The organism is Ensifer sp. R-19 (assembly GCF_049905105.1).
Taxonomy (GTDB): Bacteria; Pseudomonadota; Alphaproteobacteria; order Rhizobiales; family Rhizobiaceae; genus Ensifer.
Genome location: NZ_CP184571.1, coordinates 619336 through 637155, shown reverse-complemented (window position 1 = coordinate 637155; position 17820 = coordinate 619336). Strand labels below are relative to the sequence as shown.

The following is a 17820-nucleotide window of genomic DNA, read 5'->3' as shown; positions in this document are numbered from 1 at the left end:
GCCTGGCAACTGACGACAGTGGGTTCCCGGCTTGTCGATGTTTTCACTCCGACCTTCTGAAAGCAACGGGACCGGCGCAGCCTTCGAAGCCCTTTTCCGGCGGATGCGCGAACTAACGCCACCGAGGGCCCGGGTGAGCAAGTGCATCGGCCGACGACTTCCCCTAAGGACAATATCGCTCAGTGGAGTTTCACGTAATCTCAGCTGCGACGAGTTGTTTGAGCAGCCGCGCTTGGTTGCCGCTCCGGTCACCAGCGCAAAACCTAGGAAGGAGCATGACAATGAACCGCATTGCGACTTTTTCTATGCTTGCCTGCCTCTCCGCCCTGAGCTTCACTGGGATCGTGTACGGTCAGGGTGCCGCAATGGACTGGCCCAAAGAGATTGAGCAAACTGTACGCAGCTACAGCGGCGACAAGATCAATGTCGTCGATGTAAGCACACTTGCGGAGCAGAACCAAACGCGCATGTGGGTCGAGCATGCCACGCCGGAACAACGTGCGGCGCTGCTCGAGGCGGTCAAAGCGAACAAGTCCTTGGCTGAAAAGCTGAAGGCGCAGAACGTCGAGATGGACAACATTGGCGGCGCTGAACAGGCGACTGACGGCGGGCTGACGATCTACGTTCGCTAACCCTCCCGGGATCAGTGAAGCGGGGTGCGGAACACCGATGGTATTCGCGCCGCACCCCGCTCCATCTGCGGCGGGCATTCAGTACTGGATTCGCCAATTCAAAGGATCTAACACCGGAGTTGCGAAAAATTCTGTCCAAGAAGAAGACCGATTTCGCGCGCTTCGATATCGACGTTGATGAGGTGCTCATTGGCAAAGCTCCCAAAACGCTCCTGGTCACCTGGGACAATTCTACATTTAGTGAACCCGAGGAGATGCAGTCAGGACCTTTTCTGATCGGACTACGCAACGCTACGTCTCAGTTACCGCCATTGCGGGGCCCAAGCGCTGCAGTTTTCCCCGACCCAGATCCTACCGTTTTGACAGTCCTCCAAGCGCCCTGCTCGAGCGCATTCATTATCGATGTGGGAACAAATGAAGCAAACGCGATCCGTGATTTCTTGAAGGCTCAGCAAAAATCGCTTCGCGGTCCTCACAGTGTCGCCGTGGCGACGTTCGGCGCCACTAGGGGCGAGGATCAGGCAATGCCCCGTCATGCTACCCGATACGGCTGGTCAGCCCCAGCCGCTGTCGGAGTTTTCACGGACATCAGCAGCGCACTCGCAGAGCCGCCAGCGCCGCATCAGCGCGGGGCAACCGCGCCCGCATAGAACCCGCCGTCGCCGCCGTATTAATCTTCTCTGACACTGCTCGGACCGCCGGCCGTCTGGGAGCATCCGACGAGCGCGGAGAGTACGAGCAACAATGTGACAATACGCATTGGGTCTGATCCTTTCTTGCCTGCCGCACACATAGTCATCGGCAAAGGCCCGGACAACCAGGCGACAGCACGACCTTCAACCAAAAGGTGGCGGCCGCGGCAGGCGCGGGATCAATCGCATCACCACATTCTTCATCGGCGATGTCGCGCTCGACGCATTACACCGCTGTCCGCTGGCCCGGCCGCCCCGACAAGGACATGGTCAGGGCCTCTTCGTTGTCGAGCTTTCACCGGCGGCCCCTGCGACAGTTGTCTCGATGCGTCTGTCGCCTTGAGCCGAATCGAATCCGCGGCCGGCGACAAACGTGTTGCTATTCGAGAATCTGGGAATCCCGGTTCCGCGTGGAGAGGTGCTGGGCAGCGGCTGATCGCCCCTACCCAGCACGCTTTCTCGCGATGCTAGGCGGCAGTCGGATCTTCGCTCCTGCGCCTATTTGCCGGAAGCAGGTCCCGATTATGGAGCAGCAAGAAAGCGAAAACGGAGGCGGCGAGACCTTCAAGAGCCGGGACCGGTACAATAAACCCAGCCGTCATAACACTCCCACTCCCAACCACGGTCCCGAGCAACCAGGCTCCAAAGTTCTTCGTTTTGAACTGGATGGAACCATTGGCAAGCTGCTGTGGGGCCGAGCGATGGACGAGATACGCGGAGACATAGACGCCTGCAACGGGAATGGCTGCAACACCCATCCAAACGAGAAAGGGAACGAAGTAGGCCGAGGCGTTGAAGTAGGCAGCAAGCCAGGCACAAACGAACCCGATCAAGCCCAGCCGCCAAATGGGCCATTTCGTGAGCACAGTCGCAAGCGTCAGCGTTGACGAGTAGAGGTTTCCGGTGTTGCTCGACCAGGTCGAGAGCGCGAGGACGACCAGGGCCAGACTCGGCAGTCCTAGCTTCATCATGACATCCATCGTATCGGCCGAATTGACCACGAGAGCGGGGATTGCGGCGATCAGCATGATGAGGGGATAGCCGATAGCGAGTGCGAGAACCGAACGGGTCGCTGCCTTTCCATCTCGAGCATAGCGGGTGAAGTCCGGCGCGAGGACACCCGCCAAAATGACCGAGCCGACGACAGCGGACAAACCATCTACGACAGTGAGAGAACCATCGCCGCTCTTGAGAACAGCCGCGCCGATACGACCGTCTCCAAACGCCAGAAACAGGACGTAGATCATGAATGCAAAGAGCAAAGGTACGATCAACGAAGCGAAGCGCTCCATCATTCGGAATCCAAACGTTCCCGTCAGGGTCATCAGGACCAGTGCTACTGTCGAGTAGGCGATCGGCGGGATCGAAACTCCGTAGGTCGCAGCAACTGCGCTGCTTAGCTGGACACTCAACAGGTCCGCCACATTGGCGAACCAGCCAATGAGCATCGCCGCGAACATTAGATTAAGCGCCTTTCCGCCAACCTGGCCAAATACCATTGTCAGAAGGACGTAGGTCGAGACGCGAAGCCGCGCACCGATTAGAGACGTGACAAGAGCGAGGAGCGCGGTAATACCGCACCCGACAGTGATGATGAGGCTGCCGTTCAGTAGCCCCTGAGCTAATACTATCTGTGACCCCATCGTAAAGACCGGCAAGGTCAAGCCGAGCGCGATAAGCACAGTAGCAATCTTTAACCCGGAGAGCGTCTCCGCTTCAGGAACGGGACGGAGCAGGAAATCTTCTACGATATCGTTATCGCGCATGCTTCACCTCCGACATCTCAGACCGGCGCTGCCTCAGTGCCTCTTCGATGCGTCCCAAATCGACGCCATAGCTGCCCGCGGCTTCCTCCGCGGTGAAAAAGCCGTTGACGACGTCATCGGCGATCCGCATTGGGTCGCGGTCACCAGGATCGCCCCATCCCCCACCATTAGCGGTATACATGGAAATCAACGTTCCGGCCTCCAACGGGCCCACGTCGCCCACTCTGTCATCAAAGGTGTGTTCCGCCCCATCCGGGAACGTGACGACTGTCTTTGACCGACCTGCGTCGCCGCCACCTGCCAGGCCCCAAAGAGGGTTTGCATTGTTCTCGGTCGAAACCTGCAAGTAGGCCTTGTCTTCGGTCACCATGAGTTCGCGGATCACACCAAATCCTCCGCGATACTTTCCGACGCCACGGTTTTCTGGATTGAACGTGTAGCGCGTGAAGCGAACTGGGTAACTCGCTTCCAAGATCTCGATCGGAGAATTCGGAGCATCGCCGTTACCGAGGAACATGATCCCGCTCGGCCCGTCATCGAAAGGGAATGCACCGCCGCCGCCATCGACCGGCTCGGCGCAGATGAACGGCTCATGTTCACTCTCCCCTGTTCGCACCAGATGGTAGGCATACATCTGGTAACTCGGAGCAGGAATGCGGTGCGGAATGGCACGGGCTAAGGCCTTGAGAACGACGTATTCCACCAGCTCCGCAACATACCCATAGCTGTCGCAAGGTGCGGGATACTCCGGGCTGACGATGGAGTTCCGCGGTGCTTTGACAGTGGCGACACGCAAATGCCCGTCATTCGTCGCATCGTCGGGCATAGTCACGCATTTAAGAACCGTCGCGCAGAGCGCTCGGGTACCAACGAGCGGGTGGTTGACCGGCCCTCGTGCGACGGGATCGGAGCCGTCAAAGTCGATTTCGATCTCGCTGCCTCGGATCGTCACCGTTGCGGCAATGCGGTGGCGCTTGCTGCGTTCGACGCCGTCATGATCGAGATACGCCTCGCCATGGTAGACGCCATCCGGAATCTCGCTGACTTCGCGCCGCATCCGGGCTTCGGAGTTTTCGAAGATTTCTTCGATTGCACCGTTCAGCGTCTCAACGCCATATCGACGGCACAGTTCCTGGAACCGCATGGCGCCGGTATTGCATGAGGCGATCAGCCCGTTGAGATCGCCATTGACTGCTTCTGGTGTACGAACGTTACGCAGGATGAGCCGTAGCATTTCCTTGTTGAGGCGGCCGGCATCGTAAAGCTTCAAATGATTGAAGATCAGGCCTTCCTGGTGGACGTCGGTCGTCGATGGGCACCATCCTCCTGGTGCAAACGCACCGATATCGGCCCAGTGCGCCATGATTGCGGTGAAAGCGACCAGTCGTCCTTCGAAGAAGACCGGCATGTAGAGAACGGTGTCGCTGATGTGCGTTCCCGTATCATAGGGCTCGTTCGCGAGAATGATGTCGCCTTCTTCGAAGCCGTCCGGACCGAACACTTCGAGACCTTTTTGGATCGTGGGTGGCAGGCAGCCGAGAAAGCCCGCGAGTGCCGCACCTTCGCCGACCAGGCGACCGCGGGCGTCCGTCAGCGCGACGCCGAAGTCCTGGACCTCGTAGATCAAGGGCGAGTGCGCAGTTTTGATCAGGCTGGTCTGCATTTCTCCTGCCGCGGCGCGCAGCGCGTTTCGGATTACTTGTCTTGTAATGGGATCGATGCTCACTTCAGCTTCTCCAAAATGAGGTTGCCATAACGGTCAACGGTCGCCTGCTGCCCAGGATTAACGACAACCGTACTGTTCCACTCCTCGATCACAGCCGGGCCCTGGATTACGTCATCGCACCTTAGCCGTGCGCGGTCGTGCAAAGCGAACTGGAGCTGCGCAGCCTTTGAACCAAAATGAATGTCGCGGCTGCCGATCAGGCTGGCTTCATCCGAGGCGCTCCGTGCAAGCACTTCGCTCACCTGCGGCTTTTCGGTTTCCCCGATCGCGGCAAGGCGAACCGCCGTTATTTCGACCGGACTGTCGCGAAGGATGTGGCGGTACTGGCGTGCGTAGGCCTCTTCGAACCGGGTTCTAAGGCCAGCGAGGCCGGTCGTCTCTGATGAAATTTCGTCAGCGAACACCGAGACTTTAATCGTATGCGCCTGACCGGTGTACCGCATCTCACAGAAGCGCTCGATGCGGATCGATGCGGCAGTCGTCGTGGCGAGAGCCGCGCGCGTACGCTCCTCCATTTCGCCGAAAGCGTCTGCCAGCAGTGGCCCGGTCTTGTCGTCCAGGGATGTCAGAAGCGTGCGCGAGACGTCTTCGCGATAATCGGCATTCAGCAGACCCCAGGCGGAAAACACCGCTGGCATATTCGGGACGATTACCGACTTGAACTCAAGCTCATCGAGAAGACCGCCAGCAAACAGGCCACAGCCGCCGCCAATGCACAGCATAGCGAACTCGCGCGGATCAAAACCGCGTTCGATTGTCACCTGGCGAATGGCGTAGGCCATGTTCGTCGTCGCTATCCGCACAATACCGGACGCGGCTTCTTCAGAGCTGAGGCCCAGATGCGAAGCAATCTGGTTCTTGATCGCCGCTTCAGCGGAGTTCGTGTCGAGGGCAATACGCCCGCCCATGTACACGGCAGGATCAAAATAGCCGAGCGTCACCAGAGCATCAGTCAAGGTTATCTGCGTACCGCCGAAGCCGTAGCAGATCGGACCCGGTTCGGCCTGTGCGCTTTCAGGACCGACCCGCAGGCCACCTTCCTCATCGATACTGACGATGCTGCCGCCACCCGCGCCGATCGAGACGATATCGATACTCGGCTGCATGATCGGGCGACGATTGATGCTGACGTCGCTGCGCTCCGAATATTGACCTTCGCTAATCAGCGAGACGTCGAACGTCGTCCCGCCGAGATCGCCAACGACCATATTCCCTTGATTGATCAGGCTACTGAGGCGCGTTGCTCCAATAACGCCCCCGGCGGGCCCGGACTGGACCACCCGCACTGGGACCTTGCTGGCGATTTCTGTGGAGGTGATGCCGCCAGTGGACTGCATCACGGTCAAAGCGCCCGAGAAACCCTCCTCTGCAAGGCGACGACCAACTTGGTCCAGGTACCCGCTAAAGCGAGGTCGGGTGAACGCGTTCAGTACGGTCGTGCTCGTGCGCTCGAATTCCCGTCGCTCTCGAACAATATCCGACGAAATCGATACGAAGATATCGGGATAGAGCTTCCCGATGAGGCGGGTTGCCTGTAGCTCATGCTCGGGATTGGCGTAGGCATTGAGGAAGCACAAAGCGATACTGACGACGCCTTGCGCAACCAGTGTCTCGACAGACGCTATCAGTTCCTGCTCGTCGAGTGGTTCGACGACGACGCCACGGAAATCGACCCGCTCGGACACTTCCATTCGAAGGTACCGCGGAACGAGCGGTGTGGCTTGCTTGTAGAAGAGATTGTAGATCTCCGCTCTGTTGCCGCGGGCGAGTTCGAGAACGTCCCGAAATCCCTTCGTGGTGATGAGCCCGACACGCGCACCTTTCTCCTGCACGATTGAGTTGAGCACCATGGTGCTTCCATGAACAATCGTCGGCAGAGAGGTGATATCCGCCTCGAGCGCCCGGATGCCTTCCACAAGACGACCGCTCAATGTTCCGGCCGAACGGACCTTTTCTGTGCGAACCTCACCCGTCAACTCGTCATGATAGACGAAGTCAATGAATGTGCCGCCAACATCGACTGCTAGACGCAAGATCTACCTCCTTAGTTTGCAAGAGGTCGGCTCCGCCGGCTGCGTCCTTCGCAACCCGGATGTAAATGAACCGTCCCTGTTCCCCATCAGGCCGATTTGACTTCGGCCCGTTTTCTCAGAAAAACTTAGGAGAAGAGGCGGCGAATGAAATCTCGAATATCGGATGCGATGCCGCCATAAATTTCCTGGCGGACGGGCGGAAGAGAAGATTGTTCACAAGGACCTAAAATGACGAAGAAGTCGATCGAGCTCGATCAAATCAACCGCAAGATTCTGATCGAACTCCAGAGAGATGCCCGGATAACCAACCTGGAACTCGCAAACCGCGTTGGTCTTTCGCCGAGCGCTTGCTTGAAAAGAGTGCAGGCATTGGAAGCGGCGAACTGCATTCAGGCCTACATCATCGCAACCGATCTCGATCGCATTACCCACAATGTGCAAGCCTACTTCATGGTGCACATGGACAATATCCGGCCCGAGACCATTACCGGGTTCGAGCGCGCATTCATCGGGTTCTCGCAGGTCGTCGACTGCATGCGCGTTGGTGGGGATCCGGATTTCATAGCCCTAGTCGTCTGTTCGGACATCCCGGAAATCGACCGGCTGATTAACGAGATGATGGCCGCCGATATAGGTATTCGCTATATCCGCATGCACGTCATCTTGAGCAGACCGAAATGGTTTGTCGGCTACCCGCTCGAAGCGATGAAATGGAAATCGGGTACGTGAGGGCAAGCTCTACCTTCCTGTAGAGGCTCAGTGGAACTCAGACGGAGAGCTCGGAAGCTCCGTTCCAGTCGATACATTATGCGATCCCAGACGCACATAACATGAACAATCGCAGGAGCGTACCAAACGTCACCCCTCCCGGATGGCGGCTGGTGTTTAGACGGCTGACGCCGCCCGAGCACGCATCGCGTGTCCGCGAGCCCCAGAGGAGCTGATCGAGGCACCGGCTAGGAAACGATCAAAACCCAAAAGCCAGGCCGCGCGTTCGGTGAGATCAGAGCCCGCCCGAGCAAAGAATGAACTACTCTCAAGCAACGTCGGCCCTTGAAACGCGCGTTTTGCTCACCTACCTCATTTTTGCCGGATGCCCCTCTCGGGTCCTGGCACGGGAACGATGGTCCACTCATGTGTTGGACCGGGTTCGGTTCATATCGCTTCGCAAGGAGGATATGGTCCGGCGTCTGCCCGACCCCCCACCTTCTTGCGTAACGCGGTGTGCGATCGACCGTCTCGGTCTTCTCATCGTCTGGTCCCGACCGCCTCCGATCCATTCGGCTCCGGCATGCACGTGCTTGGCACGTCGCAAGCAACATGGCTGATTAAGAAACGAAGGAGGATGCACATGCTGGTATCGGATTTTGGCCGCATCGGGTTCGACCCGTTTCTGGAAATGCGGCGCATGCAGCAGGAAATGAATCAGCGCTTGTCCGACATGACAGCCAAAGCCGCCCAGGAGTTTCCACCCGTCAACCTCTGGATGGGTGAGGACAGCGTGGCGGTGACTGCTGAATTGCCTGGGATCGCGCCTGACGATGTCGATCTCACGGTTCGCGAGAACACGCTGACATTGACGGGCGAACGCGGATCCCCGGCGCAGGACGAGAGGTCCGTCTGGCACCGGCGCGAGCGAGTGTACGGAAACTTCTCTCGAACGGTGCAATTGCCTTTCCGCGTCGATCCGGAACAGGTCGAGGCGCGCTTCGCCAACGGGCTACTCGAAGTCGAACTGCACCGGCCTGAGACGGATCGGCCGAAGAAGATCCAGATCAAAGGATAAGGAGGCAAACATGGCTCAGGAACTGAAAACGACCGAGCGCCGGGCCCCAAGCAAGCTTGACGGTGGCGAACCGACCCATTCGCGCCCGCTGTTTGTCCCGCGCACCGATATCTATGAGACAGAGGACAATGTCGTTGTTCTCGTCGACATGCCCGGCGTCGCCTCGGAGGGTGTCGACATCACGCTCGAGAAGCGGACGCTGGCGATTCGCGGCTACGCGACGGACCAGCAGCATGACAACTATCGCCAAATCTACGCCGAATATGGCGCGGGCAATTATGAGCGCGTCTTCACCCTGTCCGAGGATATCGATCGGGACAGTATCGAGGCATCGCAGAAGAACGGCGTCCTACGGCTGGTCCTTCCGAAGGCTGCGCCGGCCAAGGCGAGAAAGATCCAGCTGAAGATGGCGTAATTCGTCCGGTGAAAGGAGGTTGACCATGCAGATTAGAGATCTGATCCCCTGGGGCAATACCAAGGGAAGCGAAATTGCGAAGTCAGACGAGGGAAACCCCGTCTTTTCTTTGCAGCGCGATGTGAACCGTATCTTCGAGGATTTCTGGAAGCGGTTCGATCAACCGTTCGGCACTTTCGGGCGCTGGGAGACCGGTGGGCCGCGAACGGACATCGCCGAAACCGAGAGTGCGCTTGAGGTTTCGGTGGAACTTCCTGGAATCGATCAGAAGGACGTCGATGTTTCCCTGACGGACAGCGCGCTCACGATCAAGGGAGAAAAGAAGAGTGAGCAAGAAGAGAGCAAGAAGGGGTATCACTTGTTGGAACGCTCATACGGGTCGTTCTACCGCTCGATTCCGCTACCGTCGGGCGTCGACACGGACAAGGCCGCCGCGCAATTCAAGAACGGTGTCCTGACTGTGACGCTCCCAAAAACGGAGGAAGCGCTGTCGGCTGTGAGAAAGATCGAGGTGAAGGCGACCTGACATCCGCTTCACGGTCGTGAGATGCGGCGGACGAAATCCGTCGCATCTCTTACGATTACTGCATGTGTCTCGTCCGAGGATACGCCATGAGCGAAGCGCGGGCGCGGGCGAGATCTTCGCGGGCGACGGTCAGCATCTCGTCTGCCGTCTCCAGAGCCGCGAAAGCAGCCGCAGTCGGATTGGGCCGTTCCGCAGTGATGCGAACCCAGGCGCGATCGATTTCAGCAAGAGCCGCGCGCACATTCGGATCGCTCGTTCAATGGCATCGTAGAGAGCAAACTCCTCTTCGGAGACTATTCGCGAATTATCACCGATCATCGATCTTCTTCCGACCACACGTCCACGTGCATGCTCGAATGGCAAAACTATCACCAAGAGCGCGCATTTTAAACAGTCAGCGTGGCGACGTTGCGATCGTAATTGGGTGAGAACCCTCGGGACCGAACCGGTGGAAGTCGCGACCATGGAAACGGCTGATGAACGCTGGGTCGACTGCCTCCCCTCTGCCTTGGGCTTCAGTTTTCCTGAACGGACACGCCATTCCGGTCAAGCCGCAGTTCAACGCCGGCCGGCTTCGTTTCCTCGCGATAGAGGTAGACGCCGAGGACTATAACGGCGACAACCAGGCCGCCGATGATCAGGTAGAGAGTGTTGTTTTGCTGCATGAGAGCCAATCTTGCCTTTTACAAGTGGAGGGAAGAGCGATTATCCGACCCAAGTTTTGATGAGTTTGCATCAATAACGGCGACGCGGATCCGAAAAAGTCAGCCCGACACCCACCCCCAGGAGGAAACTGAGTATGCCGACCCCAAGGAGCAAAGTCGCTGTGGTGCCCGGGTTCTTTCGAGCGGCCTCTGATACCGCCCGGGCCTGCGTGCCCATTTGCTTCGCCGCCCCCGCCGCCGATTTCGACACATCCTCGTAAAGATCGGCTGCCCGCTCGCGCGCTTGATCCAACACGCCGTTCGTTCGATCCGCAAGCAGCTTGTTGACCTTTGCCACTTCATGGCGAAGCGTCGCGATCTGCTTTTCCAGGGCGTCCTGGGTATCGCCGACAGCCGGAGCGGCGGGCTTCGAGAGCTTGGCCATTCAAAGCGTCCTTAAAAAGGCCTTGTACAATCCACGTGTCGCGGAAAAATCCTTGGCCCCTTGCGAATGAAAAGGTCAGTTCCAGAACCTTTTCATATTTGGTCGTCGCCCGGATTAGCGTTCCCAGCGGCCTTCGTATTTGAACTCAGGGGCCGCCTTGAGCTGATCCTTGGTCGCGTCCATCACCGCCGTCCACTTCTTGTCGTTTTCGACATAGGTGATTTTGACGGACTTCGGGCTCACGATCACGTAGCGATCGCCCATCCCGAGAAACCCGCCGACCGATACGATGTAACCCGTCAGCTGATCTTCCGACAGGATCAGATCCTTGATTTCCCCGATCGTCTCGTTGGCATTGTTGGTGACATTGAGATTGACCAGGTTATAGCTCAACACATCGGTCGGCTTGGCGGTAACGAAGGTTTCCGTGGTGGCGGTTTCCGCCGTCTGCGCGGCAGCCGCTCCAACCATCATCGTTGTCGCTGCAAGAGCAATTAGAATGCGTCGCATGGTCCCACTCCTTTGATGATGTTCAGGAACCCGAAAACGCCGTGACGGTTGTTAAAGTTCCAACGTCCTCAGTGAATTACGGATGATTTGCGCACCCGGTAGTTCGACCAAGAACCACGGAGGGTGCGCAACTGCTTGTGCGTCGATCACGCACAACGGACCGGTGGAAATCCAACCCCGCCGACGGCGGGTTTCGATTATGCCAGAGAGGACCCTTACCAATCATCCTGTTTGCTGTACCAGTCGTCAATGTCGCGCTTGGCGCGGTCCTTCTCAAGACCATAGCGTTCCTGGATTTTGCCTTCGAGCTGATCGCGTTTCCCGGCGATCTCGTCGAGATCGTCGTCGGTGAGCTTGCCCCACTGCTCCTTGATCTTACCCTTGAACTGCTTCCAATTGCCTTCGACCCGATTCCAATCCATGTGCGTTCCTCCCTGAAATGGTGCCTGTACTAACAACTCACATCGGCGGAATTGGTTCGATCGATCGCCAGAGAATTTGTCAGAGCGCGGTTTAGCGGGCTCGCACTTCGGCCGATAAGCGGATCTTACGGGCCCGCGTGCTAGGAAACCGCTGAAAGGGATTGGTGAGGGAGACGTACGAACCAAAAGAGCAAAGGTTTGTTGCCGGCCAAAGTTAGGCGAGATCGGCCGTTGGCGGGGGGTACATAAGATCTGCGGAGGATGACCCGCGTGATGTTGACGGTGGCTTCGCTGCGCTCGCGCCTATTCGTTCTAATAATCGATCCTTCGGAACGATCAGCCGAACGACGAGACCCTTAGGGTCCCAGATGCGAATGATCTCTCCGCGGAACTGTTTTTCGACAGTGAGCTTGCCAAGCTTTGTCCCGAAACCCTCTGTCTCGGTCTGCGCGACTGCAGGCCCTCCTCGCTCGGTCCAGACCAATTCCAGCGTTTCGCCACGGTCCATATTTGGCGGCGCTCGTTGCAAACCATGCACGACAAGAGCAAGACCGGTTATGGCCGTCCGTGACACCCAAAGGTCGCACCTCGTATCGTCACGCGATGCCCCTGATCTGTTTTCCAAAAGATGCGGTGGCGTCGCTACGATCCCACTGCCGCTGGCAAAGGGAAGAGGCTGAGGCCCACCCTCTGGCCGCGAGCAGCACCGGAAGCGCGTGTTGCGTGCGGAGGTGAATTCCGCCGGTCGACAGCGTGGTGATGTGGCACTGTGAATTGCCGCCTGATCCCTTAAATCGATTCCTATCCAAGGAATCATCCAGTAGACCATCATGCAAAGATGGAGGCTAGGACCCTGCGGTGCATCGATTGAGGTGGGATGCCAAGTTTTTCGTGCGCCCCGCCGTCGAGGTGGCGGCGGACCTGATCGGCGCCGAATTCGCGGTGTCCGGCGTCGGCGGAATTATTGTCGAGACCGAGGCATATCTGCTCGATGACGCCGCGTCGCACAGCTTCGCCGGCGCCACCGACCGAAATCGAGCGATGTTCGGTCCGCCGGCGCACACCTATGTTTATCTCTCCTATGGCCTCCATTGGTGTCTCAACTTCGTTTGCTTGCCCGGCAGCGCCGTCTTGATCCGCGCGATCGAGCCGAAGTGGGGCATCGAGGCGATGCAAGCGCGGAGGGGTGTTAGTAAGGACAGGCTCTTGTGCTCCGGGCCGGGACGCCTCGGCCAGGCGCTGGCGATCAATAGAGCGCAGGATGGCCTGCCGCTTTGGCAGGAGCCGTTTCACCTCCACCTACCGGCTCAGCGTCCGCCGATCTCCAGCGGTATCCGTGTGGGAGTTACGAAGGCGGTGGAACACCCGTGGCGTTTCGGGCTCGCCAACTCGCCCTTCGTCAGCCGTAAATTCTAGCGCGGAAACGCCTGCGCCGTTTTTAGCCTGATCCCGAGGCTCGACTTGTCGGAATCGATCGCGTTCAATGACTCTCGGGCCCCGACCCAGAATCATCGTAATCTCGATAGCCAATCAGTGGAGGCGACCAAATGACGAAATCAAATGTGGGCTTCATCGGGCTCGGGCTGATGGGTCAGGGCATGGCGGCGAATATCCTGAAGAAGGGCTCGCCGCTTTGCGTGATGGCGCATCGCAATCGCGCGCCGGTCGACGCGCTGGTCGCCGAGGGCGCGACGGAGGCAGCAACACCGCGCGATATGGCCGAGTGTTGCGACATCATCATCCTTTGCGTAACCGGCTCGCCGGAAGTCCTCTCGGTGATTGAAGGCCCGGACGGCATCGCTTCCGCCGGCAAGCCGCTCACCATCGTCGATTGTTCGACCTCCGATCCCTCCGTCACCACAAAACTCGCTGCGAACCTTGCCGGCAAGGCTATTACCCTCATCGATGCGCCGCTCAGCCGTACCCCGGCGGACGCCGCCGCCGGTACGCTCGATGTGATGGTCGGCGGCGCGGACGAGGACGTGCGCCGTGTCTGGCCCGTGCTCGAATGCTTCGCCGGCAGAATCGTCCACACAGGCCCAACCGGCACCGGCCACACGATGAAGCTGCTCAACAACTTTCTCTCGATGGGCTATGCGGCGCTCTATTCCGAGGCGCTGATGCTCGGACGCAAAGCGGGGCTCACCCCGGAAGTCTTCGACAGCGTCATCCGAGGGGGCCGCATGGATTGCCCCTTCTATCAGACGTTCTTCCGCTGGGTGCTGGAGCGTGACCCGAACGCCCACAAGTTCGCAATCCGCAACGGCTTCAAGGACATGAGCTATCTCGCCGGCTTCGCCAATGCGAGCGGCGTCGCGAACCCGATCGGGGCCGCAGTCAGGAATTCCTTCGCCCAGGCGGTCGGAGCTGGTCGCGGCGAGGAATACGTGCCGATGCTGTCGGATTTCGTCGCCGAGGCGAACGGCATCAAGTGAGAGGCGGCTGTTAACGGCGCGGCTTTCTCCGGCGTCGAGCACGACATCGAAGCGTCTATGCGCGCTCTCACCCGGATCGCGGACACGCAAGGTTTAGGCGGATCTGCGGATGCATAGGAATTGGCGCAGAGCTCTTCATGAGTTCCGCCGCCGTTATCTACATGTTGCCCCTCGCTTTTCGGCCGAGGCAGAAAGAAACGGCCGCATTCTTGGTAACCGGAGCAAATTGCGTGGCAGACTTATCGCCGGATTGGCTGACGGGAAGTGTGCATAAGTGAAGGCTGGCCGTGTTGGGTGGCGCCAGGGGGATTCCGCGCCGGGGGCAAATCATGCGTCCATTGCCAAGAAGCTACTTGCCTCGCCCGAACATGCCGACACGCCTTCCCTGAAGGCGTTGCGTGGGTGATGTCGCGTTGTCGGTGGCTTAAAGGTTGGCGGATATTTTGGGGGGATGAGCGAACCGACCATCAGCTACAAGAACCACCGCTTTCCCCCGCAGATTATCGCGCGTGCGGTCTGGCTGTACTTCCGGTTCCCTTTGAGCCTGCGGTTGGTCGAGGAAATGCTGTTGGAGCGTGGCATTGTCGTGTCCTACGAAACGATACGGCGGTGGGCCGCAAATTCTGCGCGGCTTATGCGAAACAGTTGCGCAGAAAGAAGCCGTCGCGAAAGGATATCTGGCATCTGGACGAGGTCGTGATTTCCATCGGCGGCCGCAAGTTTGGCTTTGGCGTGCCGTTTACGAGGACGGTTACGTTCTCGACGAGGTCGTCCAGGAGCGGCGCGATACCAAAGCTGCCAAGCGATTGCTGGTCAGGCTGCTGAAGAAGCAAGGCTTGGCGTCGAAACGGATCGTCACCGACAAGCAGCGCTCATATGGAGCTATAAGACGCGACGTGATGTCGGCTGTAGAACGCCGCTCGCACAAGGGGCTGAACAATCGCGCGGAGAATTCTCACGTGCCACTTCGAAAACGAGAGCGGATGATGCAGGGATTTCGATCTTCCGGCGGCCTGCAACGTTTCATCTCAGTCTTTTCAGCAGTCCGAAATCTCTTCGTCCCGCCGCGCCAGAAACGCTCAGCCCTCGCCACCCACATTCATCGGACCCGCGCGATGGCGCAGTGGAATGCCGTGGCCGGCGCAACAGTCTGAGGTCACAGACCAAAGCCTTGTCCGGGCGTTGATGAAGCAACGTGACATCGCCGATCGCAACTAGCGTACGTGCACCCGGTCAGGCTCGGTCGTAGGTAAAGGACGTCAGCAAGGTGGTTACGAAATTGCTCGCCCGTTCCTTGACGAGCAACTCGGTCCACTCATTGGTTCCTCGAAGTCTTAGATCGGTATAGATGCTGTCGACGGCGGCCTCTTCGATGCGTTTGATGTGCGCCTTGAAATTTGCCTCGCCGCCGGCACGGTACATGTCACGTATGACCATGCGCAGGATTTCCTGGATTGCGATTTGCCACGACGTGTTGATCGCCTGGAGTTCATTCGTATCCGGTGCCATCGGGCTCCCTTTCGTTTTGAGTGTCCCGAGAATGACATCGCCATGCTGTCGGGTGGCAGCAAAAGCTATCCTTGTCTTGCCTTGCGATTGGCATAGCGCCGGTCGCGGTTGGCCTTCCGCACCGCCTCATCTTCGATCACCTGCGCTATACGTGCATTTTCGGCGATCGCCCGCGCTTCGGTTTCGGTGACTGCCGCCGCCTCAACGGCTGCCTGCCGCGCTGTCGGCTCGGTTCGGCTCGGTCTCGATACGCTTTTGCTCCTCAAGCTTCAGACGCTCGCGTTCAACACGCCGCTCTTCACGAGCGGTGGCAATGGCTGCGCGCGGCCTGCCTTGCCATCCTAGCTGGTTCCGCCGCAGTCCTTGCCGCTCGGTAGGCGTTCAGGAGAGCAGTTTTGGCGTCAGCGGATGCGGCTCGGCGGTCGGAGACTTCGTTTTTTCTGGCGTTCTTCATTCTTATCCCAATAGTGAGCGCAGCAGAGATCAGCGCGCCTTGGCGCGTTTGGCGATGAGGTAGGGTGGCGCCGACAAGCGGTCGCCCAACTCCTTTGCAAGACGTGCCTCTCGAAGCCGGAGAGACTTGGCATCCCGGGCCTGAGCGACGGATTCCACCTCTTCTATCGCGTTGTTTTTGGAGAAGAACTGCGTCCGGACTTTCATGAAGGCGATCTCCGCCTGCTGACGGGATTTGCTGTGTGCTTCTATCATTGGAACCTCAACTAGTTCGGCTTAGCAACCGAAACAAAAAAGGCCAGGCAAAACGCCTGGCCTTGTTGAAACAGCTTCCGGCAGTGCCAGTACATCCGTGGTCAAAGGGAAGCAAATCTCGATTTTAGGCGGACTGCAGATTGGTAGCAGACATCTTGCCCGACTTATTGTCGCGCTCGAGCTCGAAGCCGATCTTCTGCCCTTCGACAAGTTCGCGCATTCCGGCGCGCTCGACAGCGGAGATGTGCACGAACGCGTCTGCGCCACCGTTATCAGGCTGGATGAAGCCGAAGCCCTTGGTGGAGTTGAACCATTTTACTGTGCCTGTGGTCATGATGAACCCTTTCAAAGCATAGAGTGAGGAACCGCGCAGCCTATGCTGCGCAGGTAGAAACCGACTGTTTTTGAAAGGGAAGTTCGCTTAAGGCGCGGTGCCAATCGCGCGGTAGACAAAGCTCGGCAAGCAAAAGATCGATGCCGCATCTATAAGGGACTTGGATTGCCGCGTCAACGATTAGTTTTCCAACATGCAGAATACATCCTAAGATTGTGCTCATTTCACACTTCCAGACGCCGATACAGCGCTGTCGCGATCACGGCAAACGACAAAACTGCCATCGATGTCGTCTAGCGCCACGGCTCCGAGGAGCGCCATATTCTGATGAATTTCGGTTTTTAGGATGTCGATAGCTTTGAGGATACCTGGACTGCCGGAGGCGACCGCCGCATAGAGGAATGGGCGCCCAACAAAGACGAAGCGCGCACCCAGGGCGATTGCCTTGATTACATGGGTGCCCCGCCTGAAGCCACCGTCGATCATGACAGCGGTTTTGTTGCCGACCCGCGCAACAATCGCAGGAAGCGCACTTAAGGGCGACATGGTCCCGTCGAGTTGACGGCCGCCGTGATTGGACACTATCAGCCCATCCGCACCAACTCATGAACCCGCAACGCGTCATCCGGATGCATAACGCCTTTGACGACGAGCTTTCCCGGCCAACGCGCGCGGATACGCTCGAGATGGACCCAATTCAGGTGATCCCTCCGCCCGAAGTCGCGCATGAAGTTCGATGAGATGATCGGTGCGCCACGGTCCCCATAGGAGTTCTCAAAATGTGGAACGCCATGCACTGCCAGAGTGCGTAAAAAGGTTCCAATCGTCCATCGGGGATGAGTGATGCCTTGCCATGCCAAGCGTAAGCTCGGCCGCAAAGGAGTCGAGAAGCCGGCGCGAATATTGTTCTCGCGGTTTGCCAAAGTAGCCGTGTCGACCGTGAGTACCAACGTCTGAAAACTGGCGCGTAGTACCCGGTCGACCAGCGCGTCAATCCGATCTGGTTCTCCCGGGAGATATGCCTGGAACCAGGCGCCCGGGGCGGTGGCGGCGACTTCTTCGAGCCGTGTCAGCGACGATCCACTCATGATCATGGGAATTCGACGCTCATTGGCCACCTTGGCCAGCACGACGTCACCAAGATAGAAGCGGACATGATACATGCCGCCGAGCTGCAGGTTTGCCCACTTCCAGACCTTACCTCGGAAGCTGCGATCGACGCGTTTCGACCCAGCGC

At 58.4% G+C, this 17820-nt stretch carries 17 protein-coding genes and 3 pseudogenes; 8 read left to right on the top strand and 12 right to left on the bottom strand.

Annotation, left to right across the window (positions count from 1 at the left end):
- The first annotated feature begins 281 nt into the window (after positions 1-281).
- Positions 282-632, top strand: coding sequence for a hypothetical protein (locus ACN9MO_RS33610; protein ID WP_112995989.1), 351 nt, complete (start codon positions 282-284; stop codon positions 630-632).
- Between the two features lie 1159 nt (positions 633-1791).
- Here ACN9MO_RS33610 and ACN9MO_RS33605 read toward each other — a convergent pair.
- The 3 genes from ACN9MO_RS33605 to ACN9MO_RS33595 are packed head-to-tail and all read right to left on the bottom strand — an operon-like array spanning position 1792 to position 6849.
- Positions 1792-3090, bottom strand: a complete 1299-nt coding sequence (locus ACN9MO_RS33605; protein ID WP_057252148.1) for a purine-cytosine permease family protein — start codon at positions 3088-3090, stop codon at positions 1792-1794.
- The gene (locus ACN9MO_RS33600) at positions 3080-4816 is read right to left on the bottom strand and encodes a hydantoinase B/oxoprolinase family protein (RefSeq protein ID WP_082615931.1); all 1737 of its coding nucleotides are present in this window, start codon (positions 4814-4816) and stop codon (positions 3080-3082) included. Before ACN9MO_RS33600 ends, ACN9MO_RS33605 begins: the two co-directional genes overlap by 11 nt.
- Positions 4813-6849 (bottom strand): hydantoinase/oxoprolinase family protein, encoded by a 2037-nt coding sequence (locus ACN9MO_RS33595; protein ID WP_425988752.1) that lies wholly within the window; start codon positions 6847-6849, stop codon positions 4813-4815. The genes ACN9MO_RS33600 and ACN9MO_RS33595 overlap by 4 nt, the downstream gene beginning before the upstream one ends.
- Positions 6850-7077: 228 nt before the next feature.
- On the opposite strand from ACN9MO_RS33595, the gene ACN9MO_RS33590 reads away from it, so the two are divergent.
- From ACN9MO_RS33590 to ACN9MO_RS33575, 4 genes are all read left to right on the top strand, one after another.
- Positions 7078-7578 (top strand): Lrp/AsnC family transcriptional regulator, encoded by a 501-nt coding sequence (locus ACN9MO_RS33590; protein WP_057252151.1) that lies wholly within the window; start codon positions 7078-7080, stop codon positions 7576-7578.
- Positions 7579-8140: 562 nt separating this feature from the next.
- Positions 8141-8635 carry an Hsp20/alpha crystallin family protein gene (locus ACN9MO_RS33585; RefSeq protein ID WP_425988748.1) on the top strand — a complete coding sequence of 165 codons (495 nt, stop codon included), beginning with the start codon at positions 8141-8143 and terminating at the stop codon, positions 8633-8635.
- 10 nt (positions 8636-8645) lie between these two features.
- Positions 8646-9050, top strand: coding sequence for an Hsp20/alpha crystallin family protein (locus ACN9MO_RS33580; RefSeq protein WP_082615932.1), 405 nt, complete (start codon positions 8646-8648; stop codon positions 9048-9050).
- Positions 9051-9075: 25 nt separating this feature from the next.
- Positions 9076-9576: an Hsp20/alpha crystallin family protein gene (locus ACN9MO_RS33575; RefSeq protein WP_425988744.1), complete on the top strand. Its 501-nt coding sequence runs from the start codon at positions 9076-9078 to the stop codon at positions 9574-9576.
- Between the two features lie 515 nt (positions 9577-10091).
- Here the strand turns inward: ACN9MO_RS33575 and ACN9MO_RS33570 are convergent.
- The 4 genes from ACN9MO_RS33570 to ACN9MO_RS33555 all read right to left on the bottom strand — a co-directional run bounded on the left by ACN9MO_RS33570 (position 10092) and on the right by ACN9MO_RS33555 (position 11597).
- Complete coding sequence (locus ACN9MO_RS33570; RefSeq protein ID WP_037422139.1) at positions 10092-10241, bottom strand: hypothetical protein; 150 nt, start codon at positions 10239-10241, stop codon at positions 10092-10094.
- Positions 10242-10311: 70 nt separating this feature from the next.
- Positions 10312-10665, bottom strand: a complete 354-nt coding sequence (locus tag ACN9MO_RS33565) for a hypothetical protein (protein ID WP_425988741.1) — start codon at positions 10663-10665, stop codon at positions 10312-10314.
- 114 nt (positions 10666-10779) lie between these two features.
- On the bottom strand, positions 10780-11175 hold the full coding sequence (locus tag ACN9MO_RS33560; protein ID WP_057252156.1) for a PRC-barrel domain-containing protein: 396 nt from the start codon (positions 11173-11175) through the stop codon (positions 10780-10782).
- A 215-nt stretch (positions 11176-11390) separates the two neighbouring features.
- Positions 11391-11597, bottom strand: a complete 207-nt coding sequence (locus ACN9MO_RS33555; RefSeq protein ID WP_057252157.1) for a CsbD family protein — start codon at positions 11595-11597, stop codon at positions 11391-11393.
- Between the two features lie 858 nt (positions 11598-12455).
- On the opposite strand from ACN9MO_RS33555, the gene ACN9MO_RS33550 reads away from it, so the two are divergent.
- The 3 genes and pseudogenes from ACN9MO_RS33550 to ACN9MO_RS33540 all read left to right on the top strand — a co-directional run bounded on the left by ACN9MO_RS33550 (position 12456) and on the right by ACN9MO_RS33540 (position 15186).
- Positions 12456-13013: a DNA-3-methyladenine glycosylase gene (locus tag ACN9MO_RS33550; RefSeq protein WP_113133430.1), complete on the top strand. Its 558-nt coding sequence runs from the start codon at positions 12456-12458 to the stop codon at positions 13011-13013.
- Between the two features lie 131 nt (positions 13014-13144).
- Positions 13145-14032, top strand: coding sequence for an NAD(P)-dependent oxidoreductase (locus ACN9MO_RS33545; protein WP_057252159.1), 888 nt, complete (start codon positions 13145-13147; stop codon positions 14030-14032).
- A gap of 405 nt (positions 14033-14437) precedes the next feature.
- Positions 14438-15186: pseudogene (locus ACN9MO_RS33540) on the top strand (IS6 family transposase).
- A gap of 79 nt (positions 15187-15265) precedes the next feature.
- On the opposite strand, the gene ACN9MO_RS33535 reads toward ACN9MO_RS33540, so the two are convergent.
- From ACN9MO_RS33535 to ACN9MO_RS33515, 5 genes and pseudogenes are all read right to left on the bottom strand, one after another.
- The gene (locus ACN9MO_RS33535) at positions 15266-15541 is read right to left on the bottom strand and encodes a hypothetical protein (RefSeq protein WP_057252161.1); all 276 of its coding nucleotides are present in this window, start codon (positions 15539-15541) and stop codon (positions 15266-15268) included.
- Positions 15542-15606: 65 nt separating this feature from the next.
- Positions 15607-15995: pseudogene (locus ACN9MO_RS33530) on the bottom strand (DUF6481 family protein).
- Positions 15996-16024: 29 nt separating this feature from the next.
- Positions 16025-16249: a hypothetical protein gene (locus tag ACN9MO_RS33525; RefSeq protein WP_057252163.1), complete on the bottom strand. Its 225-nt coding sequence runs from the start codon at positions 16247-16249 to the stop codon at positions 16025-16027.
- 124 nt (positions 16250-16373) lie between these two features.
- Positions 16374-16583, bottom strand: a complete 210-nt coding sequence (locus ACN9MO_RS33520) for a cold-shock protein (protein WP_034806062.1) — start codon at positions 16581-16583, stop codon at positions 16374-16376.
- Positions 16584-16802: 219 nt separating this feature from the next.
- Positions 16803-17728 (bottom strand): annotated as a pseudogene (locus ACN9MO_RS33515) (alpha-hydroxy acid oxidase); the annotation flags it as partial.
- Between the last annotated feature and the right edge of the window lie 92 nt (positions 17729-17820).

What these genes read in the sequence shown, in the direction of transcription:
- ACN9MO_RS33610 (WP_112995989.1), top strand. Translation starts at nt 282, where the DNA reads ATGAACCGCATTGCGACTTTTTCTATGCTTGCCTGCCTCTCCGCCCTG.
- ACN9MO_RS33605 (WP_057252148.1), bottom strand. Translation starts at nt 3,090, where the DNA reads ATGCGCGATAACGATATCGTAGAAGATTTCCTGCTCCGTCCCGTTCCT.
- ACN9MO_RS33590 (WP_057252151.1), top strand. Translation starts at nt 7,078, where the DNA reads ATGACGAAGAAGTCGATCGAGCTCGATCAAATCAACCGCAAGATTCTG.
- ACN9MO_RS33585 (WP_425988748.1), top strand. Translation starts at nt 8,141, where the DNA reads ATGCACGTGCTTGGCACGTCGCAAGCAACATGGCTGATTAAGAAACGA.
- ACN9MO_RS33580 (WP_082615932.1), top strand. Translation starts at nt 8,646, where the DNA reads ATGGCTCAGGAACTGAAAACGACCGAGCGCCGGGCCCCAAGCAAGCTT.
- ACN9MO_RS33575 (WP_425988744.1), top strand. Translation starts at nt 9,076, where the DNA reads ATGCAGATTAGAGATCTGATCCCCTGGGGCAATACCAAGGGAAGCGAA.
- ACN9MO_RS33570 (WP_037422139.1), bottom strand. Translation starts at nt 10,241, where the DNA reads ATGCAGCAAAACAACACTCTCTACCTGATCATCGGCGGCCTGGTTGTC.
- ACN9MO_RS33565 (WP_425988741.1), bottom strand. Translation starts at nt 10,665, where the DNA reads ATGGCCAAGCTCTCGAAGCCCGCCGCTCCGGCTGTCGGCGATACCCAG.
- ACN9MO_RS33560 (WP_057252156.1), bottom strand. Translation starts at nt 11,175, where the DNA reads ATGCGACGCATTCTAATTGCTCTTGCAGCGACAACGATGATGGTTGGA.
- ACN9MO_RS33555 (WP_057252157.1), bottom strand. Translation starts at nt 11,597, where the DNA reads ATGGATTGGAATCGGGTCGAAGGCAATTGGAAGCAGTTCAAGGGTAAG.
- ACN9MO_RS33545 (WP_057252159.1), top strand. Translation starts at nt 13,145, where the DNA reads ATGACGAAATCAAATGTGGGCTTCATCGGGCTCGGGCTGATGGGTCAG.
- ACN9MO_RS33535 (WP_057252161.1), bottom strand. Translation starts at nt 15,541, where the DNA reads ATGGCACCGGATACGAATGAACTCCAGGCGATCAACACGTCGTGGCAA.
- ACN9MO_RS33525 (WP_057252163.1), bottom strand. Translation starts at nt 16,249, where the DNA reads ATGATAGAAGCACACAGCAAATCCCGTCAGCAGGCGGAGATCGCCTTC.
- ACN9MO_RS33520 (WP_034806062.1), bottom strand. Translation starts at nt 16,583, where the DNA reads ATGACCACAGGCACAGTAAAATGGTTCAACTCCACCAAGGGCTTCGGC.